This is a genomic window from Paucibacter sp. Y2R2-4, assembly GCF_025717535.1.
Taxonomy (GTDB): Bacteria; Pseudomonadota; Gammaproteobacteria; order Burkholderiales; family Burkholderiaceae_C; genus Paucibacter_A.
The window spans coordinates 724779-741674 of the sequence record NZ_JAJIRO010000004.1; the positions used below are offsets into that span (position 1 = coordinate 724779).

Annotated in this window: 15 protein-coding genes and 1 riboswitch; of the genes, 8 read left to right on the plus strand and 7 right to left on the minus strand. The window is 64.5% G+C overall.

Features of this window, described 5'->3' with window-relative positions; genetic code table 11:
* Window positions 1-213: 213 nt before the first annotated feature.
* The 3 genes from LNV06_RS18285 (at window position 214) to LNV06_RS18295 (ending at window position 6157) form a co-directional block, all read left to right on the plus strand.
* A complete protein-coding gene (locus LNV06_RS18285) occupies window positions 214-4542 on the plus strand; it encodes a DEAD/DEAH box helicase (protein ID WP_263539725.1) in 4329 nt (1442 codons plus the stop codon).
* Between the two features lie 9 nt (window positions 4543-4551).
* Window positions 4552-5319, plus strand: coding sequence for a hypothetical protein (locus tag LNV06_RS18290; protein WP_263539726.1), 768 nt, complete (start codon window positions 4552-4554; stop codon window positions 5317-5319).
* Between the two features lie 44 nt (window positions 5320-5363).
* A riboswitch (FMN riboswitch) is annotated at window positions 5364-5523 on the plus strand.
* A gap of 112 nt (window positions 5524-5635) precedes the next feature.
* Window positions 5636-6157, plus strand: a complete 522-nt coding sequence (locus LNV06_RS18295; protein ID WP_263539727.1) for a 6,7-dimethyl-8-ribityllumazine synthase — start codon at window positions 5636-5638, stop codon at window positions 6155-6157.
* On the opposite strand, the gene LNV06_RS18300 is transcribed toward LNV06_RS18295, so the two are convergent.
* The 3 genes from LNV06_RS18300 to LNV06_RS18310 are packed head-to-tail and all read right to left on the minus strand — an operon-like array spanning window position 6154 to window position 9342.
* Window positions 6154-7077 carry a pseudouridine synthase gene (locus tag LNV06_RS18300; RefSeq protein WP_263539728.1) on the minus strand — a complete coding sequence of 308 codons (924 nt, stop codon included), beginning with the start codon at window positions 7075-7077 and terminating at the stop codon, window positions 6154-6156. The two genes, LNV06_RS18295 and LNV06_RS18300, sit on opposite strands and share 4 nt — an antisense overlap.
* Before the next feature lie 7 nt (window positions 7078-7084).
* Window positions 7085-8041 carry a TIGR02285 family protein gene (locus LNV06_RS18305; RefSeq protein ID WP_263539729.1) on the minus strand — a complete coding sequence of 319 codons (957 nt, stop codon included), beginning with the start codon at window positions 8039-8041 and terminating at the stop codon, window positions 7085-7087.
* Window positions 8041-9342 (minus strand): UDP-N-acetylglucosamine 1-carboxyvinyltransferase, encoded by a 1302-nt coding sequence (locus LNV06_RS18310; protein ID WP_263539730.1) that lies wholly within the window; start codon window positions 9340-9342, stop codon window positions 8041-8043. Before LNV06_RS18310 ends, LNV06_RS18305 begins: the two co-directional genes overlap by 1 nt.
* Window positions 9343-9489: 147 nt before the next feature.
* Here LNV06_RS18310 and LNV06_RS18315 point away from each other — a divergent pair, with 147 nt between their 5' ends.
* Window positions 9490-10590 (plus strand): ABC transporter substrate-binding protein, encoded by a 1101-nt coding sequence (locus tag LNV06_RS18315; RefSeq protein ID WP_263539731.1) that lies wholly within the window; start codon window positions 9490-9492, stop codon window positions 10588-10590.
* A 214-nt stretch (window positions 10591-10804) separates the two neighbouring features.
* The gene (locus tag LNV06_RS18320) at window positions 10805-12070 is read left to right on the plus strand and encodes a nitronate monooxygenase (protein WP_263539732.1); all 1266 of its coding nucleotides are present in this window, start codon (window positions 10805-10807) and stop codon (window positions 12068-12070) included.
* A 21-nt stretch (window positions 12071-12091) separates the two neighbouring features.
* Here LNV06_RS18320 and LNV06_RS18325 read toward each other — a convergent pair whose 3' ends face one another.
* The 3 genes from LNV06_RS18325 to LNV06_RS18335 form a co-directional block, all read right to left on the minus strand.
* The gene (locus LNV06_RS18325) at window positions 12092-12661 is read right to left on the minus strand and encodes a hypothetical protein (protein WP_263539733.1); all 570 of its coding nucleotides are present in this window, start codon (window positions 12659-12661) and stop codon (window positions 12092-12094) included.
* An 83-nt stretch (window positions 12662-12744) separates the two neighbouring features.
* Window positions 12745-13545 (minus strand): S1/P1 nuclease, encoded by an 801-nt coding sequence (locus tag LNV06_RS18330; protein ID WP_263539734.1) that lies wholly within the window; start codon window positions 13543-13545, stop codon window positions 12745-12747.
* A 245-nt stretch (window positions 13546-13790) separates the two neighbouring features.
* Window positions 13791-14003 carry a hypothetical protein gene (locus tag LNV06_RS18335; RefSeq protein WP_263539735.1) on the minus strand — a complete coding sequence of 71 codons (213 nt, stop codon included), beginning with the start codon at window positions 14001-14003 and terminating at the stop codon, window positions 13791-13793.
* 322 nt (window positions 14004-14325) lie between these two features.
* Between LNV06_RS18335 and LNV06_RS18340 the strand changes: the two genes are divergently transcribed.
* The 3 genes from LNV06_RS18340 (at window position 14326) to LNV06_RS18350 (ending at window position 16287) form a co-directional block, all read left to right on the plus strand.
* Entirely contained in the window at window positions 14326-14802 is a 477-nt protein-coding gene (locus LNV06_RS18340; RefSeq protein WP_263539736.1) for an Lrp/AsnC family transcriptional regulator, read from the plus strand.
* Window positions 14803-14902: 100 nt separating this feature from the next.
* A complete protein-coding gene (locus LNV06_RS18345; RefSeq protein ID WP_263539737.1) occupies window positions 14903-15151 on the plus strand; it encodes a hypothetical protein in 249 nt (82 codons plus the stop codon).
* A complete protein-coding gene (locus tag LNV06_RS18350) occupies window positions 15151-16287 on the plus strand; it encodes a tetratricopeptide repeat protein (protein ID WP_263539738.1) in 1137 nt (378 codons plus the stop codon). The genes LNV06_RS18345 and LNV06_RS18350 overlap by 1 nt, the downstream gene beginning before the upstream one ends.
* Here the strand turns inward: LNV06_RS18350 and LNV06_RS18355 are convergent.
* Window positions 16284-16886 carry a 4'-phosphopantetheinyl transferase family protein gene (locus tag LNV06_RS18355; RefSeq protein ID WP_263539739.1) on the minus strand — a complete coding sequence of 201 codons (603 nt, stop codon included), beginning with the start codon at window positions 16884-16886 and terminating at the stop codon, window positions 16284-16286. The two genes, LNV06_RS18350 and LNV06_RS18355, sit on opposite strands and share 4 nt — an antisense overlap.
* Between the last annotated feature and the right edge of the window lie 10 nt (window positions 16887-16896).

Here is a 16896-nt window from a genome sequence, read left to right on the forward strand (position 1 = left end):
AAGACTTAGCTGCGGGGAGGCTTGCCTTGGCGCAAGGCCGCAGCGGGGACCTCCACTTTAATGGCAGGCCGCAGCCGCGCAAGGGAGCATTACCGGCTTTGCGGCAGCAATCGCCCAAGCCGCCCGGAAGCGCCGCAGCGGTGTGATTTGCTTCACGCGCCCCCAAGCCGTGTTTGCGCTTGGCATACTGCCGCCATCCTGCTCTGGCCCACCATGTCCAAAAAACCCGCTTCCTCTGCCGCCCCTTTCGCCCCCCTCCATTCACCGGGCGGATTGCATGGGCTGAGCAAAGAAGAATTGGTGGAGCGGGCTCGCCAGGTCAAGGCCGGGCTGATGCAGCGCACAGGCAGCAAGACCGAGGAGGCCGAGCCCGACCCTGCCGATGTCCAGGCGGTGCTGGACGCCTTGCTGCTGACCGATGGCGCGCGCGGTGCAGGCGGACTATGCCAGTGGCTGCAGGCCATGAGCGTCAAACACCAAGGCAGCGGCGGCGACCAGCCTTTTCAACTGCCGCAGGTGACGCATTGCTTGCAGACCTTGCAGGCCCAAGGCCTGGCCGAGATCGTCTCCGGCCGCGGCTATGTGGCGGATCTGGAGGCCCATGCCGAGCGCCTGCAAAGCTTGCTGCTGCGCCCCGAGGCGCCGCAGTATTGGCGCTGCCTGGCCTGGGTTTATGGCGGAGGCTATGGCGATGTGCGGCGCGAGCTGGCCTGGATCAGCTATCGCAGCGATCAAGAAAAAGCCTCGCTGCTGCGCCTCTACCTCCACTCCGGCGTGCAGCGCGCCGAGTTCGAGCGCCAAACCACGGCGCAGTTGCAGGATCTGATGTCGCCGCTGATTCTGTTGCAGGCGATGACCCAGCCCTGGTTGCCGCAAGCCATTGCCCGCATCGACCCGGCGCTGCGCAGCAAGCTCTTGGCCCAATGCCTGAGCCTGCTCCCCCCCGCCGACCCGCGCGCGCAGATGCTCTCGCAATGGCTGGAGTCCAACTTCAAAGCCGAGCCGATGTCGGTGGCGCCGGAGTTGCGCGGGCGATTGGCCGAGGCCCGTGTTCATGCGCTCGATTTCGAGGGCATGCACGCGCTGTTGCATGGCCTGAACGGGCCCCATGTGCCCATGTACGCCGCCTGCGAGCAAGCCGCGCGCGGCGAATGGGCCGAAGCCGCAACCACCTTCGAAGCGGTGATGAAAGAGCTGCGCAAGCTCAGCGGCGCTCGCCGTGGCGCGCTCGACGATGCGATGTCGCGCATTTATGTGCTGTGCCTGCTGGCCCAGGCCGAACCCAAAGCCTGGACGACGGCGCGCAAGTTTTGCATCGCCGAGTCGGGCTCACGCAACCCCTCGCCGCATGAGCAATGCGGCCGCTGGGCCCATGTGATCGGCACCCGTCTGGGCGAGGACAGCCTGGACCCCGACTGCCTGGCCTACCAGCCGGCGCTGGAATTGCGCGAGCACAGCCTGGGCGCCGCCGCCGATCGCCTGCTGCTGGCCGCCTGGGCCGGCAAGGCGGCCGAGGGCTGGAGTGCCGCGACCGTTCAAACCGTGGTGAAGCGCCTGCAAGGCAGCGGTCAGCTGTGGTTGGCCGTTTGGGTGGCGGCTGCGGCCGAGCGGCTGGAGATCGAGCTGCCACCGCTCGCACTGAACGGCGCCAAGCCCCCCGCCAATTTCTTGGGCTCGCCCCGCGAGCCCTGGCGCGATGCCTTGGCGGCCATCGCCTCGCTGGGCGAGGAGAAAGCCACCAAGCCGGCGGCCAGCAACACCGAACTGGCCTGGCAAATCACGCTGGACCCGCAAGGCCGCATGCAAGACCTGGAGCCGCTGGAACGCAGCGTGAGCGCCCGCGGCGTGGCCAAGTTCAAGCCGGTGCCCTTGAGCCGGTTGAAGAAAAACGGTGCCGCCAGCGCGCGCGACAACGCGGTGCTGCGCCATATCGAGCGCAGCCCTTATGGTGGCGTCAACAGCTTTCAGATCGATGCCTCGCAAGGCGTGGTCGCCCTGATCGGCCATCCGGCAGTGATGTTTGCCGACGCACCCGGCCAATGGGTGGAACTGGTAGAAGCACAGCCCGAATTGGAAGTGCTGCGCCGCCCGAGCAAAGCGGGCGTGGCGGGCGAGGACCAGTTTGAGTTCTCGATCCACCCGCCCCTGGTGGGCGTGGAGCCGCCGCGCCTGTTCGGCTTTTTTGGCAACAGCCACGAGACCGAGAGCGCCAAGCGCGACACCCTGCGCATCGTGCGCGACGGCCCGCAGCGCGCCCGCCTGATCCGCATCAGCAGCGCCCAGCGCCGGGTGGCGGAACTGGTGGCGCAGGGCTGGTCGGTGCCCACCAGCGCCAGCGCGGAATTGGGCGCGGCCTTGCAGGTCTTGAGCGGCTTGTTCCAGTTGCACAGCGACGCCGAAGCCGGCCAGCAAGTGCCGGGCGACAGCCGCTTGCGCGCACGCCTGCTGCCACTGGGTGAGGGCTTGCAGCTGCAACTGGTGGCCCAGCCTTTCGGCAGCTTTGGCCCCGCCGTCACGCCGGGCCGGGGCCGCGAGCGCCTGATGTGCATGCATGAAGGCCTGAGCCTAGCCACCGAGCGCGATCTGGCCGCCGAGGCCGCCACACGCAGCGCGGTGCTGGAGGCCTTGCCCTTTTTGGACCCCGAGCTGGGGCCGGAGTCACCCTGGCAGCTGGCCGATGCCGAGGAGGCGCTGCGCGTGGTCGAAGTGCTGCCCAGCCTGCCCGGCATTGCCGCGCTCGACTGGCCCAAAGGCAAGCCGCTGCGCGTCAAGCCATTGGACAGCACGCAGATGCGGGTGCAGGTGAGCAGCGGCCGCGACTGGTTGGCGCTGAATGGCGAGGCGCAAATGGACGAGGGCCGCGTCATCGGCCTGCAAGAGTTGCTGACTCTGGCGCGCGCTTCGCGCAGCCGCTTTGTGCGACTGGGTGAGGGCGAGTACCTGGCCTTGAGCGAACAGCTGCGCCAGCAGCTGCGCGATCTGGACGCCCTGGGCCAGGCCAAGAAAGAGCAGCTGCAGCTGCCACAAGCGGTGGCGTCTTGGTTGGACGAAACGCTGGTCGATATGATGGTGGAGGGCGACTCGCCCTGGCAGGCCCGCATGGATGCCCTGGCCAGCGCCAACGCCTTGCAGCCGACGCTGCCAGCTGGCCTGCGCGCTGAGTTGCGAAGTTATCAGCTGGAAGGTTTCGTCTGGATGAGCCGCCTGGCCCAAGCCGGCCTGGGCGCTTGCCTGGCCGACGATATGGGCCTGGGCAAGACGGTGCAGACCTTGGCGCTCATGGTCGACCGGGCCGAACTGGGCCCGGCCCTGGTGCTGGCTCCGACCTCGGTGTGTGGCAATTGGTTGGCCGAGACGCAGCAATTCGCGCCCGGCCTGCGCTGTTCGATCTATGGCGAGGCCATCGACGCCGAAGCCCGCGCCGCCTTGGTCCAAGAAGCCGGGCCGGGTGACGTGCTGGTGGTCAGTTATGCCCTGGCGCAGATCGATGCCGAAGTCTTCGCCGGCAAAGACTGGGCCACGCTGGTGATGGACGAGGCGCAAGCGCTGAAGAACGCCGCCACCAAGCGCGCCAAATCAGTGGCCGAGTTCAAGGCGGGCTTCCGCCTGGCCTTGTCGGGCACACCGGTGGAAAACCGCCTGGCCGATCTCTGGTCCATCATGAACCTCATCAACCCCGGCCTCTTGGGCAGCAGCGTGCAGTTCAGCGAGCGCTTTGCCACGCCGATTGAGAAGCACCAAGATGCGGTCGTGCGGCAGCGCCTGCGCCGCCTGGTCTCTCCCTTCCTGCTGCGGCGAACCAAAACCCAGGTGCTGCAAGACCTGCCGCCGCGCACCGAGATCGTCCATCTGGTGCAGCCCAGCACCGAGGAGCGCAACTTTCTGGAGGCACTGCGGCGCTCGGCCCAAGAGACCGTCAGCGCCGCCGCCAGCAGCGGCCAACCAGCACCCATGCAGGTCTTGGCCGAGCTGATGCGGCTGCGCCGCGCCGCTTGCGACCCGCGCCTTGTGGCGCCCGAGCTGGGCCTGGTCGGCTCGAAGTTGGCTGAGTTTGAAAACATCGTGCGCGAGCTGGTCGATGGCTCGCACAAGGCCCTGGTCTTCAGTCAGTTCACCGACTACTTGAAGCTCTTGGCCGAGCGCCTAGACAGTATGGGCGTCAAGTACCAATACCTGGACGGCAGCACCCCGGCGGCTGAGCGCAGCAAGCGGGTGGCGGCCTTCCAGCGCGGCGAGGGCGAGGTCTTCTTGATCAGTTTGAAGGCGGGCGGCTTTGGCCTGAACCTGACCATGGCCGACTATGTCTTGATCGTCGACCCCTGGTGGAACCCGGCCGCCGAAGACCAGGCCACCGGACGCGCCCACCGCATGGGGCAAAAGCGCCCGGTCACCGTCTATAGACTGGTGACGGCCGGCTCGGTGGAAGAGCGCATCATCGATCTGCACCGCGAAAAACGCGGCCTGGCCGATGGCATTCTGGAAGGGCAGGACGAGGCCACGGTGCTGGATGCACAGGCGCTGGCCGCCCTGTTGCGAGGCTAGGAGACCCCCATGCCCGATACGAGCAAGCGTCGATCATTGCTGAGCCTAAACGGCAAGTCTTGGGTGCTGGCGAGCTTGCTCAGCCTGGGCTGCGCCTCGGCCAGCGCCGACCCAGGCTACTACCTCGTCACGCCCTACAGCCAGGAGGGTCAGGCCGGCCTGGATCTGCGCTACTGGACCGTCAAGATGCCCGGTTCCGAGGCGGTTTTGTGGCCCGAGCTGGGCCTACGCTATGGCTTTAGCAAGCGTTGGACCAGCGAACTCTTGCTCAGCTATATCGGCACCATGGGCAGCCGCCAGAAACTCAGCTCGGTGAACTGGCAGAACGACTTCATGCTCAGCCAAGGCCAGTGGCCCATCGATGTGGCCCTGCACAGCCAGCTGATCCGCAACCATGGCCGCGACACCAGCAATGCGCTGGAGATAGGCCCCAGCCTGCAAGGCGAGTGGGGACTGACCCAGCTCAACTTCAACCTCTTCTTCGAACATGAGTGGCACCCCGGCAGCAAAGGCACGCAGCTCAAATACCAATGGCAAGCCTTGCGCCGCTTGAGGCCGGGCCTACGGCTCGGGCTGCAGGGCTTTGGCGAGTTAGGCCCCTGGGCACACTGGGCCTCGCAAGAGGCGCAATCGCATCGCGCCGGCCCAAGCCTGCGCCTGGGCCTGCCCTTTGCCGAGCCCGGCCAGGCGCTGGACTTGCAACTGAGCTATTTGAACGGCAAGGTCTATGGCCACCCCGCTGATATGTGGAGTGCTCAGCTGCTGCTGAGCTTTTAGGTCCTGCGCCTAGAATCGCCCCGCGCCGTCTCGCAAGGACGGTGCAGCGTTCTCAGGGCGGGGTGAAATTCCCCACCGGCGGTATTCATGCTTTGGCATGAGAGCCCGCGAGCGCCTTGATCGGGTTCCGACCCGGCCAAGGGTCAGCAGATCTGGTGCGATGCCAGAGCCGACGGTCACAGTCCGGATGAAAGAGAAACGCGATGCTCTCGGCAGCGCCGCACCGGCTCGGGTCTTCGAAAGAAAGCCCGGGGCGGGGTGGCGCCGCTGCGTTTTCGCGCGCCCTGATTTATGTCCCACACCTCAAAGGTCAAGCATGAATCAGCGATTCAACAACGATAGCAAGTCCCCATCGCCCATCGGTCTGTTCAAGACCCGGGCTTCTTCCATTCGCCTGGCCATCATCTCGGCCGGATGGCATGCCGACATCGTCGGCCAGTCGCGCGAAGCCTGTCTGGCCGAACTGCAAGCCCATGGCCTGCCGCCCGATCAGATCGATTGCTTCGAGGTGCCCGGCGCCTTCGAGATCCCGCTGCACGCCAAGACCTTGGCGGAGAGCGGCCGCTTTGATGCGGTGATCGCCTGCGGCCTCATCGTGGACGGCGGGATCTACCGTCACGACTTTGTCGCCACGGCGGTGATCGACGGCCTGATGCGGGTGCAACTCGACAGCGGCGTGCCGGTGTTCTCGGCGGTACTGACGCCGCATCACTTCCATGAGCATGAAGAGCATCGCCGCTACTTCAGCGAGCACTTCGTCAAGAAGGGCCGCGAGGTCGCTCAGGCCTGCATGCAAACGCTGGGCGCGCGCTTGGCCTTGGCTGCTTTACAAGCCTAAGCCAAGTCCAGACGCAAACGGCTCGTGAAGCGACGCACTTGGCCGCTGATCGGGTCCACAAAGCTGAGCTCGCGGGCCAGCAACTGCAAGGGCCGGCTGAAGTCCGGCTCTTGCTCCACCGGCAGCAAGTCGGGATAGATGCGGTCGCCAATAAGGGGCAGGCCCAGCGCATTCATGTGCGCGCGCAGTTGGTGTTTTTGGCCGGTGCTGGGGTAGAGCGCATAACGCGCGAGTCCCGCAGGGCCAGACAGGCGTTCCAGCAAGGTCACCCGCGTCTCGGCATTGCAGGCCCCCTCGACCTCTTCCATCTGCATGAAAGCCTCGCTGCGCTCTTGCAGGCGGCTGCGCCGCGTCAAGGGCAGGGCCAGCTCGGGCTTAAAAGGGGCAATAGCTTCATAAACCTTGTCCACCACGCGGTCGCGAAACATCGCCTGGTAGGCGCCGCGTTGTTCGGGCTGGATGCAAAACACCACCAGACCGGCGGTCTCACGGTCGATGCGGTGAATCGGGCTGAGATCGGCCAAGCCGCTGCGGCGCTTCAGCCGGGTGAGCAGAGTCTCTTGCACATAGCGCCCACTGGGCGTAACCGGCAAAAAGTGCGGCTTGTCAGCCACCAGCAGAGTCTCGTCCTGAAACAGGATGGTTTCCTCGAAGGGGATTTGCGGCTCTTGCGCCATCTCGCGGTAGTAGTAGAGCCGCTCGCCCGGGCGATAGGCGCTCTCTGATGGCAAGACCTGACCCTGGGCATCCAGCACGGCGCCGTTCGCCATGCGGTCCAGCCAGATCGCCCGGCCCACTTGTGGCATGCGATGGTCGAGAAAGTCCAAGATCAGGGGCCAAGAGCCCTCGGAGGGCATGGCCACCGCACTCGCGCTCACGCCGTGGCGCAGCGGCAAGGGCGGCTTGGGCGCACGGCTCAAGAGAAGCTCACTCCACTTGCGAGCCGCCGCGGGCGCGATCGTCCATATAGCGCTTCAAGCGCATGCGGTCTTGATCATCGAGCGAGTCGCCACGCCAGGCGCGAATCCAAGCCTCACGCTGGGGGTCTTGGGCCAGCTTGCGCACCGCCTGATCAATCGCCTCGATCTGGCGTTTGCCCTCGGGCGTGCGGCTGCAGGCCAGCGTCGCCACCATGGTGCTGCGCGCCTCGGCCAAGGGGATCTTCAAAAGCTCTGACCCAGGCCCGGCGCTGCGCAAAAACTCATCCACCGTGGCGGGATAGTCCAAGGTGTAGTCCATGCGACCCGCGCGCAGCATGGCCAGCAAATGCATGCCCTTGGCGGCCACAATCGTTTTGGGCGCTTGCTCACCACGCGCTTGCAGCAGAGCGTCGATCTTGGGCCCATAAGCGCGGCCGCGCGGCAGCAGGCCTTCCAATTTGGTCTGCGCAAGCACATCGGCCAATTGCACCGTATTGCCCAGGGCCTCGAACTTGGGCCAGCTCTCGCGCCGCACGATCAAATGAATCTGGCGCGAAAACAGCGGCGGGTACAAATGGGTGAAGTAGAGCCAGTCCAGCCGCTCCGGCGTGCGCACGTGCAGGGCCGAGCACAAGGTCTGCCCTTGTTGGCGCACCATGGCCTCAAAACGCGGAAAGCCCGCATCGAAAAACTCATGGCGGTACTGCGGCAAATGCCCGATCAAGAGGCGCAAGAAGCCGTCAATCTCGCCGTTCTGAAGGTCGCTGACGCGCTGGGGCGCCTTGCCATCGACATAGCTGAAATACGGCGGCACATCGCGCACCAGCCAGCGCATAGGCTCGGCTTCCGTGGGCTGCACTTGCGATTGCGCTGGCATAGCCACAAAGGCCAGCGCTAGCGAAGCTTGCAGGAGGCGCAACAGCCGCTTCAGCTTGGACCGCCCAACGCCCCCGGTCTTGAACATCAGTCGCCTTCAACCCATTCGATGCGAGTGCCCAGCGAGCAGATGTTCTCGACAAAGCGCGGGTGGGCGCGGCGGATCGGCGTGGCATTGCGAATCACCGACTTGCCCGGAATGCTGGCCGCCACCATCAGCAGGGCAATGGCCACGCGGATGATGTAAGGGCTCTCCACCTCAGCCGGATGCATGGGCTTGCCGCCGAAGGTGACCATGCGGTGTGGGTCGGACAAGAAGGCATGGCCGCCGAACTTGCTCAGCTCCGAGGTCCAGCCCATGGCGCCGTCATAGATCTTGTTCCAGAACATCACGCTGCCTTCGGCCTTGACGCCCAGGGCGACAAAGATCGGCAACAGGTCCACCGGCAAATAGGGCCAAGGCGCCGCCTCGACCTTTTGCAAAATATTGCGGGTGAAGGGTTCCTTGACCTTCAAAGGGCCATTGGTGACCGAGCGCGACCAGCCGTTCTCATGAATGATCTGCACGCCGAACTTGGCAAACGTGCGGTCGATCAGCGGGAACTGCTCAGGCGTGGAGTTACGCACCTCGACCCGGCCGCCGGTGATGGCGCCCAAGGCCAAGAAAGTAACGATCTCGTGGAAGTCTTCGGCGAAAGTGAACTCACCGCCGCCCAGGCGCTCCACGCCGTCAATCGTCAGGCGCGAGGTGCCCAGGCCTTCGATCTTGGCACCCAGCATCTTCAGAAAAGCGCAGAACTCCTGCACATGCGGCTCGGAGGCGGCATTCATCAGCGTCGAGTGGCCCTGAGCCAGCGCGCCGCACAAGACAAAGTTTTCGGTGGTGGTGACCGAGGCGTAGTCGGTCCAGTGGTCATTCGCCTGCAGCTTGCCGGCAACCTTCAACACCAGGCCGTCGCTGTGGCGCTCGACCTCGGCGCCAAAACGCTGGAACACCTCCACATGCGGGTCGATCTCGCGCACGCCCAGGGTGCAGCCGGTCACATCGTCTTCAATGCGGGCGCTGCCAAAGCGCGCCATCAGGCCCGGCACCAACATGATGCTGGAGCGCATTTCTTCCGGCAGACGGTCGGTGGCGGCGTCGAAACAGGTGTTGCGGTGGTGCACATCCAGCACGCCGCTCGCGTAGTCGATCTCCACCGAGCTGCCCAGATTGCGGAAGACCTCGAGGATCTTCTTCACATCGGTGATCTCGGGGACCCCGCGCAAGCGCACCGGCTCGGCCGTCAACAAGGTGGCGCACAGAATGGGCAATACGGCGTTCTTGTTGGCGGAAGGGATGATGCGGCCCGCCAAAGGCGTGCCGCCGTGAACGATCAGATTCGACATGAAGACAAGAGGGGCGCGAGACTGGATGAAGCGACGATTATCGACGCTGCGCGCCGCCGAGCTTGAGGGCATGGGTTTTCGGCCGCAGCGGTGCTAATCTGCGCCAGCGCCGCGCCCCATCCCCTCCCGGCTGCTCAAGGCCTCTTCATGGATCTGCAACGTCGTCAGTCGCTTCTGTGGCCGCCCACGGCCCTGGCCTGGGCGGCAGCGCTGCGCGCGGGCCAGGCCCTGGGGCAGATCGCCCCCGGCATGGAACAGATCGAAGCCGCAGCCCGCAAGGAAGCCTGGCTGCACAGCGCCGGTATGCCCAATTACTGGGCAAATTGGGAAGCCAGCTGGGCAGACCTGAAGCGGCTCTACGGCCTTCAACACCGCGATTGGGACCTGACCAGCGCCGAAAGCTTAGACCGCATGGAGGCCGAGGGGCGCAGCGGCAGTCTGGATCTCGCCGATGTGGGCTTTGAATATGGCGCCATGGCGCGCGGTCGCGGCATCAGCCGGCCCCACAAACCCAGCCACTGGGCGCAAATCCCCGACTGGGCCAAAGACAGCGAGGGCTATTGGGCCCTGGCCTACACAGGCACGGTGGCTTTTTTGATCAACACCCGACGGCTCGACGATCGTGGTGTGCCACGCAGCTGGGCCGAGCTGTTTGAGCGCGGCCACAAGGTGCTGGTCGGCGAGGTGGGCTCATCGGCCCTGGCCAGCGCCGGCATATTGGCGGCGGCGATTGCGCTTGGCGGTCATGAACAAGACCTCAAGCCAGCCTTGGAGCGCTTTGCCCGGCTGGCGGCCAAGGGCCTGCTGTCAACGCAAAGCCCCTCGCAGGGGCGGGTGGAGGCCGGCGTCGCCGATGTCTACATCACCTGGGACTTTCTGGCCCTGGCCATGCGCGAGCGCCTGAGCCGGCCGCGCGACTTCGAGGTCTTGATCCCCTCCGATGGTTCGGTGACCAGCGGCTACACCACCCTCATCAACAAGCATGCCCCGCACCCGAATGCCGCCTTGCTGACGCGCGAGTACATCTTCAGCGACGCCGGCCAAACAAATCTGGCGCGTGGCTATGCGCGGCCGATCCGCATTGATCAGCTCAAGCTGCCCCCGGCGGTCAGCCAGGCCCTGCTGGACCCCGCGCAGTACCGCAAGGCCCGCGCCGTGAAGGCCTTTGTCTGGGCCTGGGAGGCGAAGAAGCTGGCGCAGTCCTGGGCCAAGGACGTGCTCAGCCAAGCCGCGCCCGCCCCGCGCTGAGCGGCCACTTCAGACGCACCAAAGCGCCTGAGTGGAATGGGGTCAAGCGGCCCCCTGCTGGGAAACAGGCAAAATCCCCCCGGCGGCCTTTTTAGAGTCGGCCATCTATTTGATGAAGCTTTGATGTAACGCGTACTGGCCTGCGGCAACTTCCCGCCTAATGCGCGCTGTTTTTTGACCTTGCCCTGAGCCCTGTGCTCGAAAGTTGAATTCGATGAAACGTCTGGATGATTTCCGCCTGCGCCTGGGTCGCCATGAGTTGGTGCCCATCGTGATTGGAGGCATGGGAGTCGACATCTCCTCCTCCGACCTGGCCTTGGAGGCCGCGCGCCTCGGCGGTATCGGTCATATCTCCGACGCGATGGTGAATACCGTCACCGACCGCCGCTACAAGACCAAATACGTCAAGGCCAAACAGGCGCAGTACCAGTACAACGTCGCCTCGGAAGACAAGTCCGAGGTCAAGTTCAATCTGGAACACCTGGCCGAAGCCACACGCGCGCATGTGGAACACACCATGTCGCGCAAGCAGGGCAAGGGTCTGATCTTCATCAACTGCATGGAAAAGTTGACGATGAACGGCCCGAAGGAAACGCTGGCCGTGCGCATGAACTCGGCGCTGGATGCCGGCATTGACGGCATCACCCTGGCGGCCGGCCTGCATCTGGGCTCGTTCGCCTTGATCGCCGAGCACCCGCGCTTTCGCGAAGCCAAGCTGGGCATCATCGTCTCCTCGCTGCGCGCGCTGCAGCTGTTCCTGAAGAAAAACAGCCGCCTGAACCGCCTGCCCGACTATGTGGTGATCGAAGGCCCGCTGGCCGGCGGCCACCTGGGCTTTGGCATGGACTGGGCCGAGTACGACCTGGCCACCATCGTCACCGAGATTCACCAATACCTGCTGGCCGAGAAGTTGGAGATTCCGCTGATCGCCGCCGGCGGCATCTTCACTGGCAGCGATGCGGTGCGCTTCCTTGAGCTGGGCGCCTCGGGCGTGCAGGTCGCCACGCGCTTCACCGTCACCCGCGAATGCGGCCTGCCGGACGACATCAAGCAGGAATACTTCAAGGCCAGCGAGAGCGACATCGAAGTCAACGAGATCTCGCCCACCGGCTACCCGATGCGCATGATCACTTCCAGCCCCGGCATTGGTGACGGCATCCGCCCGAACTGCGAGGCCTATGGCTATTTGCTCGATGCCAATGGCAAGTGCGCCTACATCAGCTCCTACAACCGCGAAGTGGCCGCCCATCCCGGCGAGCGCCGCGTCAAGGTGCAGGACAAGACCTGCTTGTGCACCCATATGCGAAACTTCGACATCTGGACCTGCGGCCAGCTGACCTGGCGCCTGAAAGACACCACGCATCGCAACCCCGATGGCAGCTACCAGCTGCTGACGGCCGAGCATGTGTTCAAGGACTACCAGTTCAGCACCGACAACCGCGTCGCCCTGCCTGAGCCGGAGTTGGCGGTCAGCGCCTAAAGGCAAAGGGCGCGGGTCAACTCAGACGCGCGTCCAATCCATCAGCCAGTTTTCTTCCCAGCTTTTGCCCTGGTCTCGCGATACCGCCTGATACCAGCGGCAGCTGCGGGGCGTGATGCGGTCCCAGACGCCGCGCACGATGATGGGCGTGTCGCCGTCCTGGTCTTCGGAATCCCAAGTACCAACGCCCTGCACAAAGCTGCCCCAGGCGGGTGGCGGCGTCAGCACGCCGCTCTTGCTATTGACCCAATGGTCGGCCCAGAGCTTTTTCTCCGCGTCCAATAAGCGCAAGCCCATGCCGCTGAAATTGCGCTGCGGAATGCGCAGCTCTTCAATGCTGGCCCTGCCGGCCAGAATGCCGAAGACCGTGGCCTCGCCCTCAAAGCTCTCCCAGACGCCGTTCTTACGCTGGCGGTTTTTGATGCGCCATTCGCCGCTCAAGAAATCAAAGTCGCCGGGCTTGCCGGTGGCGGCGGGAGGCTGACTGGCGGCTTGGGCCGAGCCCAGGCTCAGCGGGCCCGCAGCGGCCAAGGTGGCGGCTGCAGCCTGCAGCAGGTTTCGGCGTTGAGGGTCGGTGGCGTTGCTTTCCATGAGCAGGCACTCCTATGAGGTGAAACGAGTGCTTTCACTTTAGGAGGCCATCAGGACAGAAGCCGCCCTGTATCGAACCGTGCTTAGCGCAAGCTCTCGTTCAAGACCGTGGCCAGGCGCCGAGCCGCGGCCGTCAGCTGCGCCAGCAGAGTCGAGTCATGGCCTTCGGCATAGCGCTCATCGACCTTGTGCCCATCAGGGTAGAAGCCCGCTGCGCTGGCGATCTGGCAAGAGGCTTGCGCCCACGAAGCGGGCTCGGCCTCGGCGCGCGCGGCGGCCATCACTTGCGAGCGCTGCAAGGCCGGGTTTTGCGGAGAAGCCGGCTTTTTGGCTTGCGCGCCTGCGGCGTTTGACGCTTCAGCGGCCAGCTGCGATTGCAGCGCCTGCGCGCCGCCGGGGCGATTCAGAATCAGGCCAGAGTCCCACAGCGAATGCAGATTCGAGCCACGCCCGAAACCCTGCACCTGATAGCTATTGCCGCCGCGATCATCGGCAAAGCCGGCATGCAGGGGCTGATGCACATCGCCCACCAGATGCACCACGTATTTCAGGGCCTTCAGGCGCTGCTCATCCGGCGCCGCGCTTTGCAAGACAGCCCGCTGCCGCTGGATGGCCTCGACGACGCAAGCACCGTCTTCGCAATCCCGCTGCGGCTCGTAAGTGCAAGCGGCATCGCGTGGAAAGTTGACGTAGTGCCAGTGGCCGGTTTGCGGCGAGCGGTGTTCATCCGCCCAGGTAGAAATGGAGGCCAGGCTGCTGCCCGGCTCCAGCGCCAGCAGGCGCTCCACCTCGGCGCGCGCCGCAGGGCTGAGCTGCTGCTCGGCCACGCGGGCGATCAAACGGTGGCCATCAGCACCCCAGGCCTGCGCGGACAGAGGCTGCATCAGAGACAAGGGCAGAGCAAAAACCAAGAGGGCGCGCCACTGAACGGGAGGGCGCGCAGACAAATTCAAAGGAGACAACAAGGGCGGCGGACTTCAAGAACACAACAGAGAAAAGGAAAGAGAAACCAAGACCCAAGCCCCCGTCGCACAGCTTGTCGCTTCAGCACGCAGCCCAAAGAACGGCGGCCGGGCCGGATTGTGCCAAAGCACGTTCGAGCCCAGGCCAAGTGCCCGGCTAGGCCAGGCTAGTGCAGCCCTGGTGCCTGTCTGAGTTTGCTTGCGACCTGCATCAAGATATCGGCCATGGCCGGCCGCAGTTGGCTGGGCACTTGTGCAGCGAAGCCCGAACCCTGGTCGCCCTTGATCACGATGACGATGGCGCCCAGCGCATGGGTCAGTTCGCGCACCTCGGTGCACAGCTCTTCATACATTCCTCCGCCTGGCTTTTCTTCACTCATGTGGTTTGACTCCCCTTGCTCCCGATTGGCCCGCTCATCATGCAAGCCAGCTGGCTCATACGGTGAGCCCTGAAACGCCAAAACCCCAGGCGCTTGTGGCGGCTGGGGTTTCAAAGGCGGCAGGGCTGGATGACGAGACGGTGAGTGCTCATCCCTGGGCCGGCGGAGGTGTGGCGTCGGCCTGCTGCGCAAAACAGCGGGTTTGTGTAGAACCCATGCATTCAGTGTAGGCAGCCGGCCTGAGCAGAAAATTGCGAAGATGGCAAAAGACGCTCTGCATTTAGCAGAAAATTGCTCAAACCATCAAATCCAAGGCATACACATGGAATTGGACCGCATCGACCGCCAGATTCTGGAGGTTTTGCAGCAAGACGGCCGGATCAACAACCAAGACCTGGCCGACCGCATTGGCCTCTCGCCCTCGCCCTGCTTGCGGCGGGTGCGCGCACTGGAAGAAAGCGGGCTGATCGCCGGCTACCGCGCCCTGCTGGACGCCAAAAAGCTGGGCCTGAGCCTGATGGCCCTGGTGCACATCTCCATGGACCAACACACGCCCGAGCGCTTCGCCAATTTCGAGGCCTCGGTGCAGGTGCTGCCCGAGGTGCTGGAATGCTTGCTCATCACCGGCCAGGCAGCCGACTACCAACTCAAGCTGGTGGTGCGCGATATGGACCACTTCCAAGCCCTGCTGCTGGGCAAGCTGACGCGCATCCAAGGCGTGACCGGGGTGCATTCAAGCTTTGTCATGCAGCAGGTGATCTCTCGCACCAGCCTGCCAGTCCAGTTGGGCACAAGCTGATAAGGCCCACAGCAAAATCCCCGAACCAGCGCGCCCGCCGGCCGTGCAATCGAGCTATCCTGCAAGCGATTCAGCAGCCGCCCTCCCCAGGCCATCGCCTATGAAACGCCAGCCGGTTCTTGCCATCGCCCATCTCCCGGCCATCTTGGCGAGCGCAGTGCCGACCATGGTGGCGCTGCTACGAAGGAGAAAGTTCGACAGTCTGCAGATCAGCCCCGATTCCTTCATCTCACTCCCTAGCACCGCCCCCAATCGGCATGAAGAGCCTGTGGCTCTGACCATGAACGAGCGGCTGCAAGCTTGGCAGCAACAGAAGGTGTCCCCTCTCTCGACGGAACTCAGCCGCTGATGAAAACAAGATCCTTGCACCACATTCCGCACAAGCCAGCACCAAGAATTGGCGTGCATCATCACTTCGGCCAAAGGGTGCCAGACAGCCGCGGCACAGAGGGCGCTCTCGGCCTCCAACAAGCCCAGCAGGCGCTGCATGAACAACAATGGCATCTGGCCACCGAACACTGTGAGTCGGTGCTGCAAACGGCCACCTCCAACAAAGTCTTGACACAGACGTGGCTGACGCTGGCGCGCGCACTTTGGCATCAAGGCGAACTGGTGGGCAGCTTTCAGGCGGCCTTGCAATGCCAGGAAGCAGCGCAACGAGGTGCAGATGTCGCCAGCGCCATCAGCGCCGCCACGCTGGCAGCCTTTGCCCTGGCCGAACTGGATTGGACCGAGCCAGCGCTGGAGCTGGCGCGTCGCGCGCTCGACCTCGCGCAAAGACCCAGCCAGTTCAAACTGCTGCCGACCGCCCTGTCTTGTGCGGCTCATGTAAACGCCCGACGCGCCGACTTGGAAGCCTCGGAGCATCTGCATATGCGAGCCCTGTCCTTTGCCCGAGAAAGCGGCGATGTGCAGGCCATGCAGCTGGCCTACGACAACCTGATGTTGTCCTTCTCGATGATCATTCGTACCGCGCAAGCCGCGAGTCAGGCCCGCCTGACCGAGGCCGTCAGTGCGCGGGCCCGCAACTACGCGCCTCAGATCCGAAGCCTGTTGGAACACCCGCAGCTGGACGAGTGGCGCCGCATCAGCCTGATGCATCAGCTGGGCGAAATGCTTTGCCTCTGCGGCGATTTGGACGAGGCCGAACCCTTGCTGCAGAACAGCCTGAAACAAGCGCTGAACCTCGACGCCAGCTACTCGAGCCTGACCACTCAGACGGCATTGGCTGAGCTCTACCACCGCAAAGGGGAACCCGATCAGGCACTGACTTGGCTGCGCGACAGCCTGGCATTGAGCGATGTTGCTGCCTCCGGCTATCAAAGGCATCTGCGCGCCCTTTGCCTGGCCGAGACCTGCTATCGCAGCGTGGGGCAAACGTCCTCAGCCGACGCCCTGGCCCTGCGCGCCAGCGCTGCTCGTGCAGGTCACGAGGCCATGCGCACGCAATTGGCCGCTCGATCCGCCTGGCCCTTGCGGGTTTAAGCCGAACCGTGATCCGCGTTGAGCGGCAGCGCCAAGCTAGCCACCCAGCCCGCCGGCAGCGCCAGGGGCTGACATAGGCAGGCAGCGAGGGCAAGCGCCCGTTCAGCTTCGTCTGAGCATTCAGCGAGCGCCAGGCCCTTCAGCTTGAGCCGCGCCTCATGATCGGCCCAGGCCTGGGCAAAGCCGGCGCCATTTTTCGCCAGCAAGCTGGTGTGAACTTGCAGCCCTAGGTAGTCGCGCGCCACCGCTGCCCAGTCGGGTGGCGTTTCATCGCGCACGACATCGATGCCAATCGGTCCCTGCAAGTTCACGGCCGCCAGAGAAAGCCCCACTTCGTGGCTGAAAGAGAGGCCCATCGAATCCCTGAGGCCCGGGCCTTCCAAGCGCGGCGGCTGGCCTGGCACCGAGTTGATGCCAATGGTGCATAACGGTATTTTCAAGCGCATGGCCAAGGCCTCGCGCAGCGCATTGCGCAGCCGTGCCCGAGCCTGCGGGCGCGGCAGCTGCGGGTCCAGACGCAGCGCCAGCACAAAGACACTGATGCACGGGTCTATCGCCTCCCCAGGCCAAAACACGACTGGCAGCGCCGAGGCCTCCATCCGCCTCTCC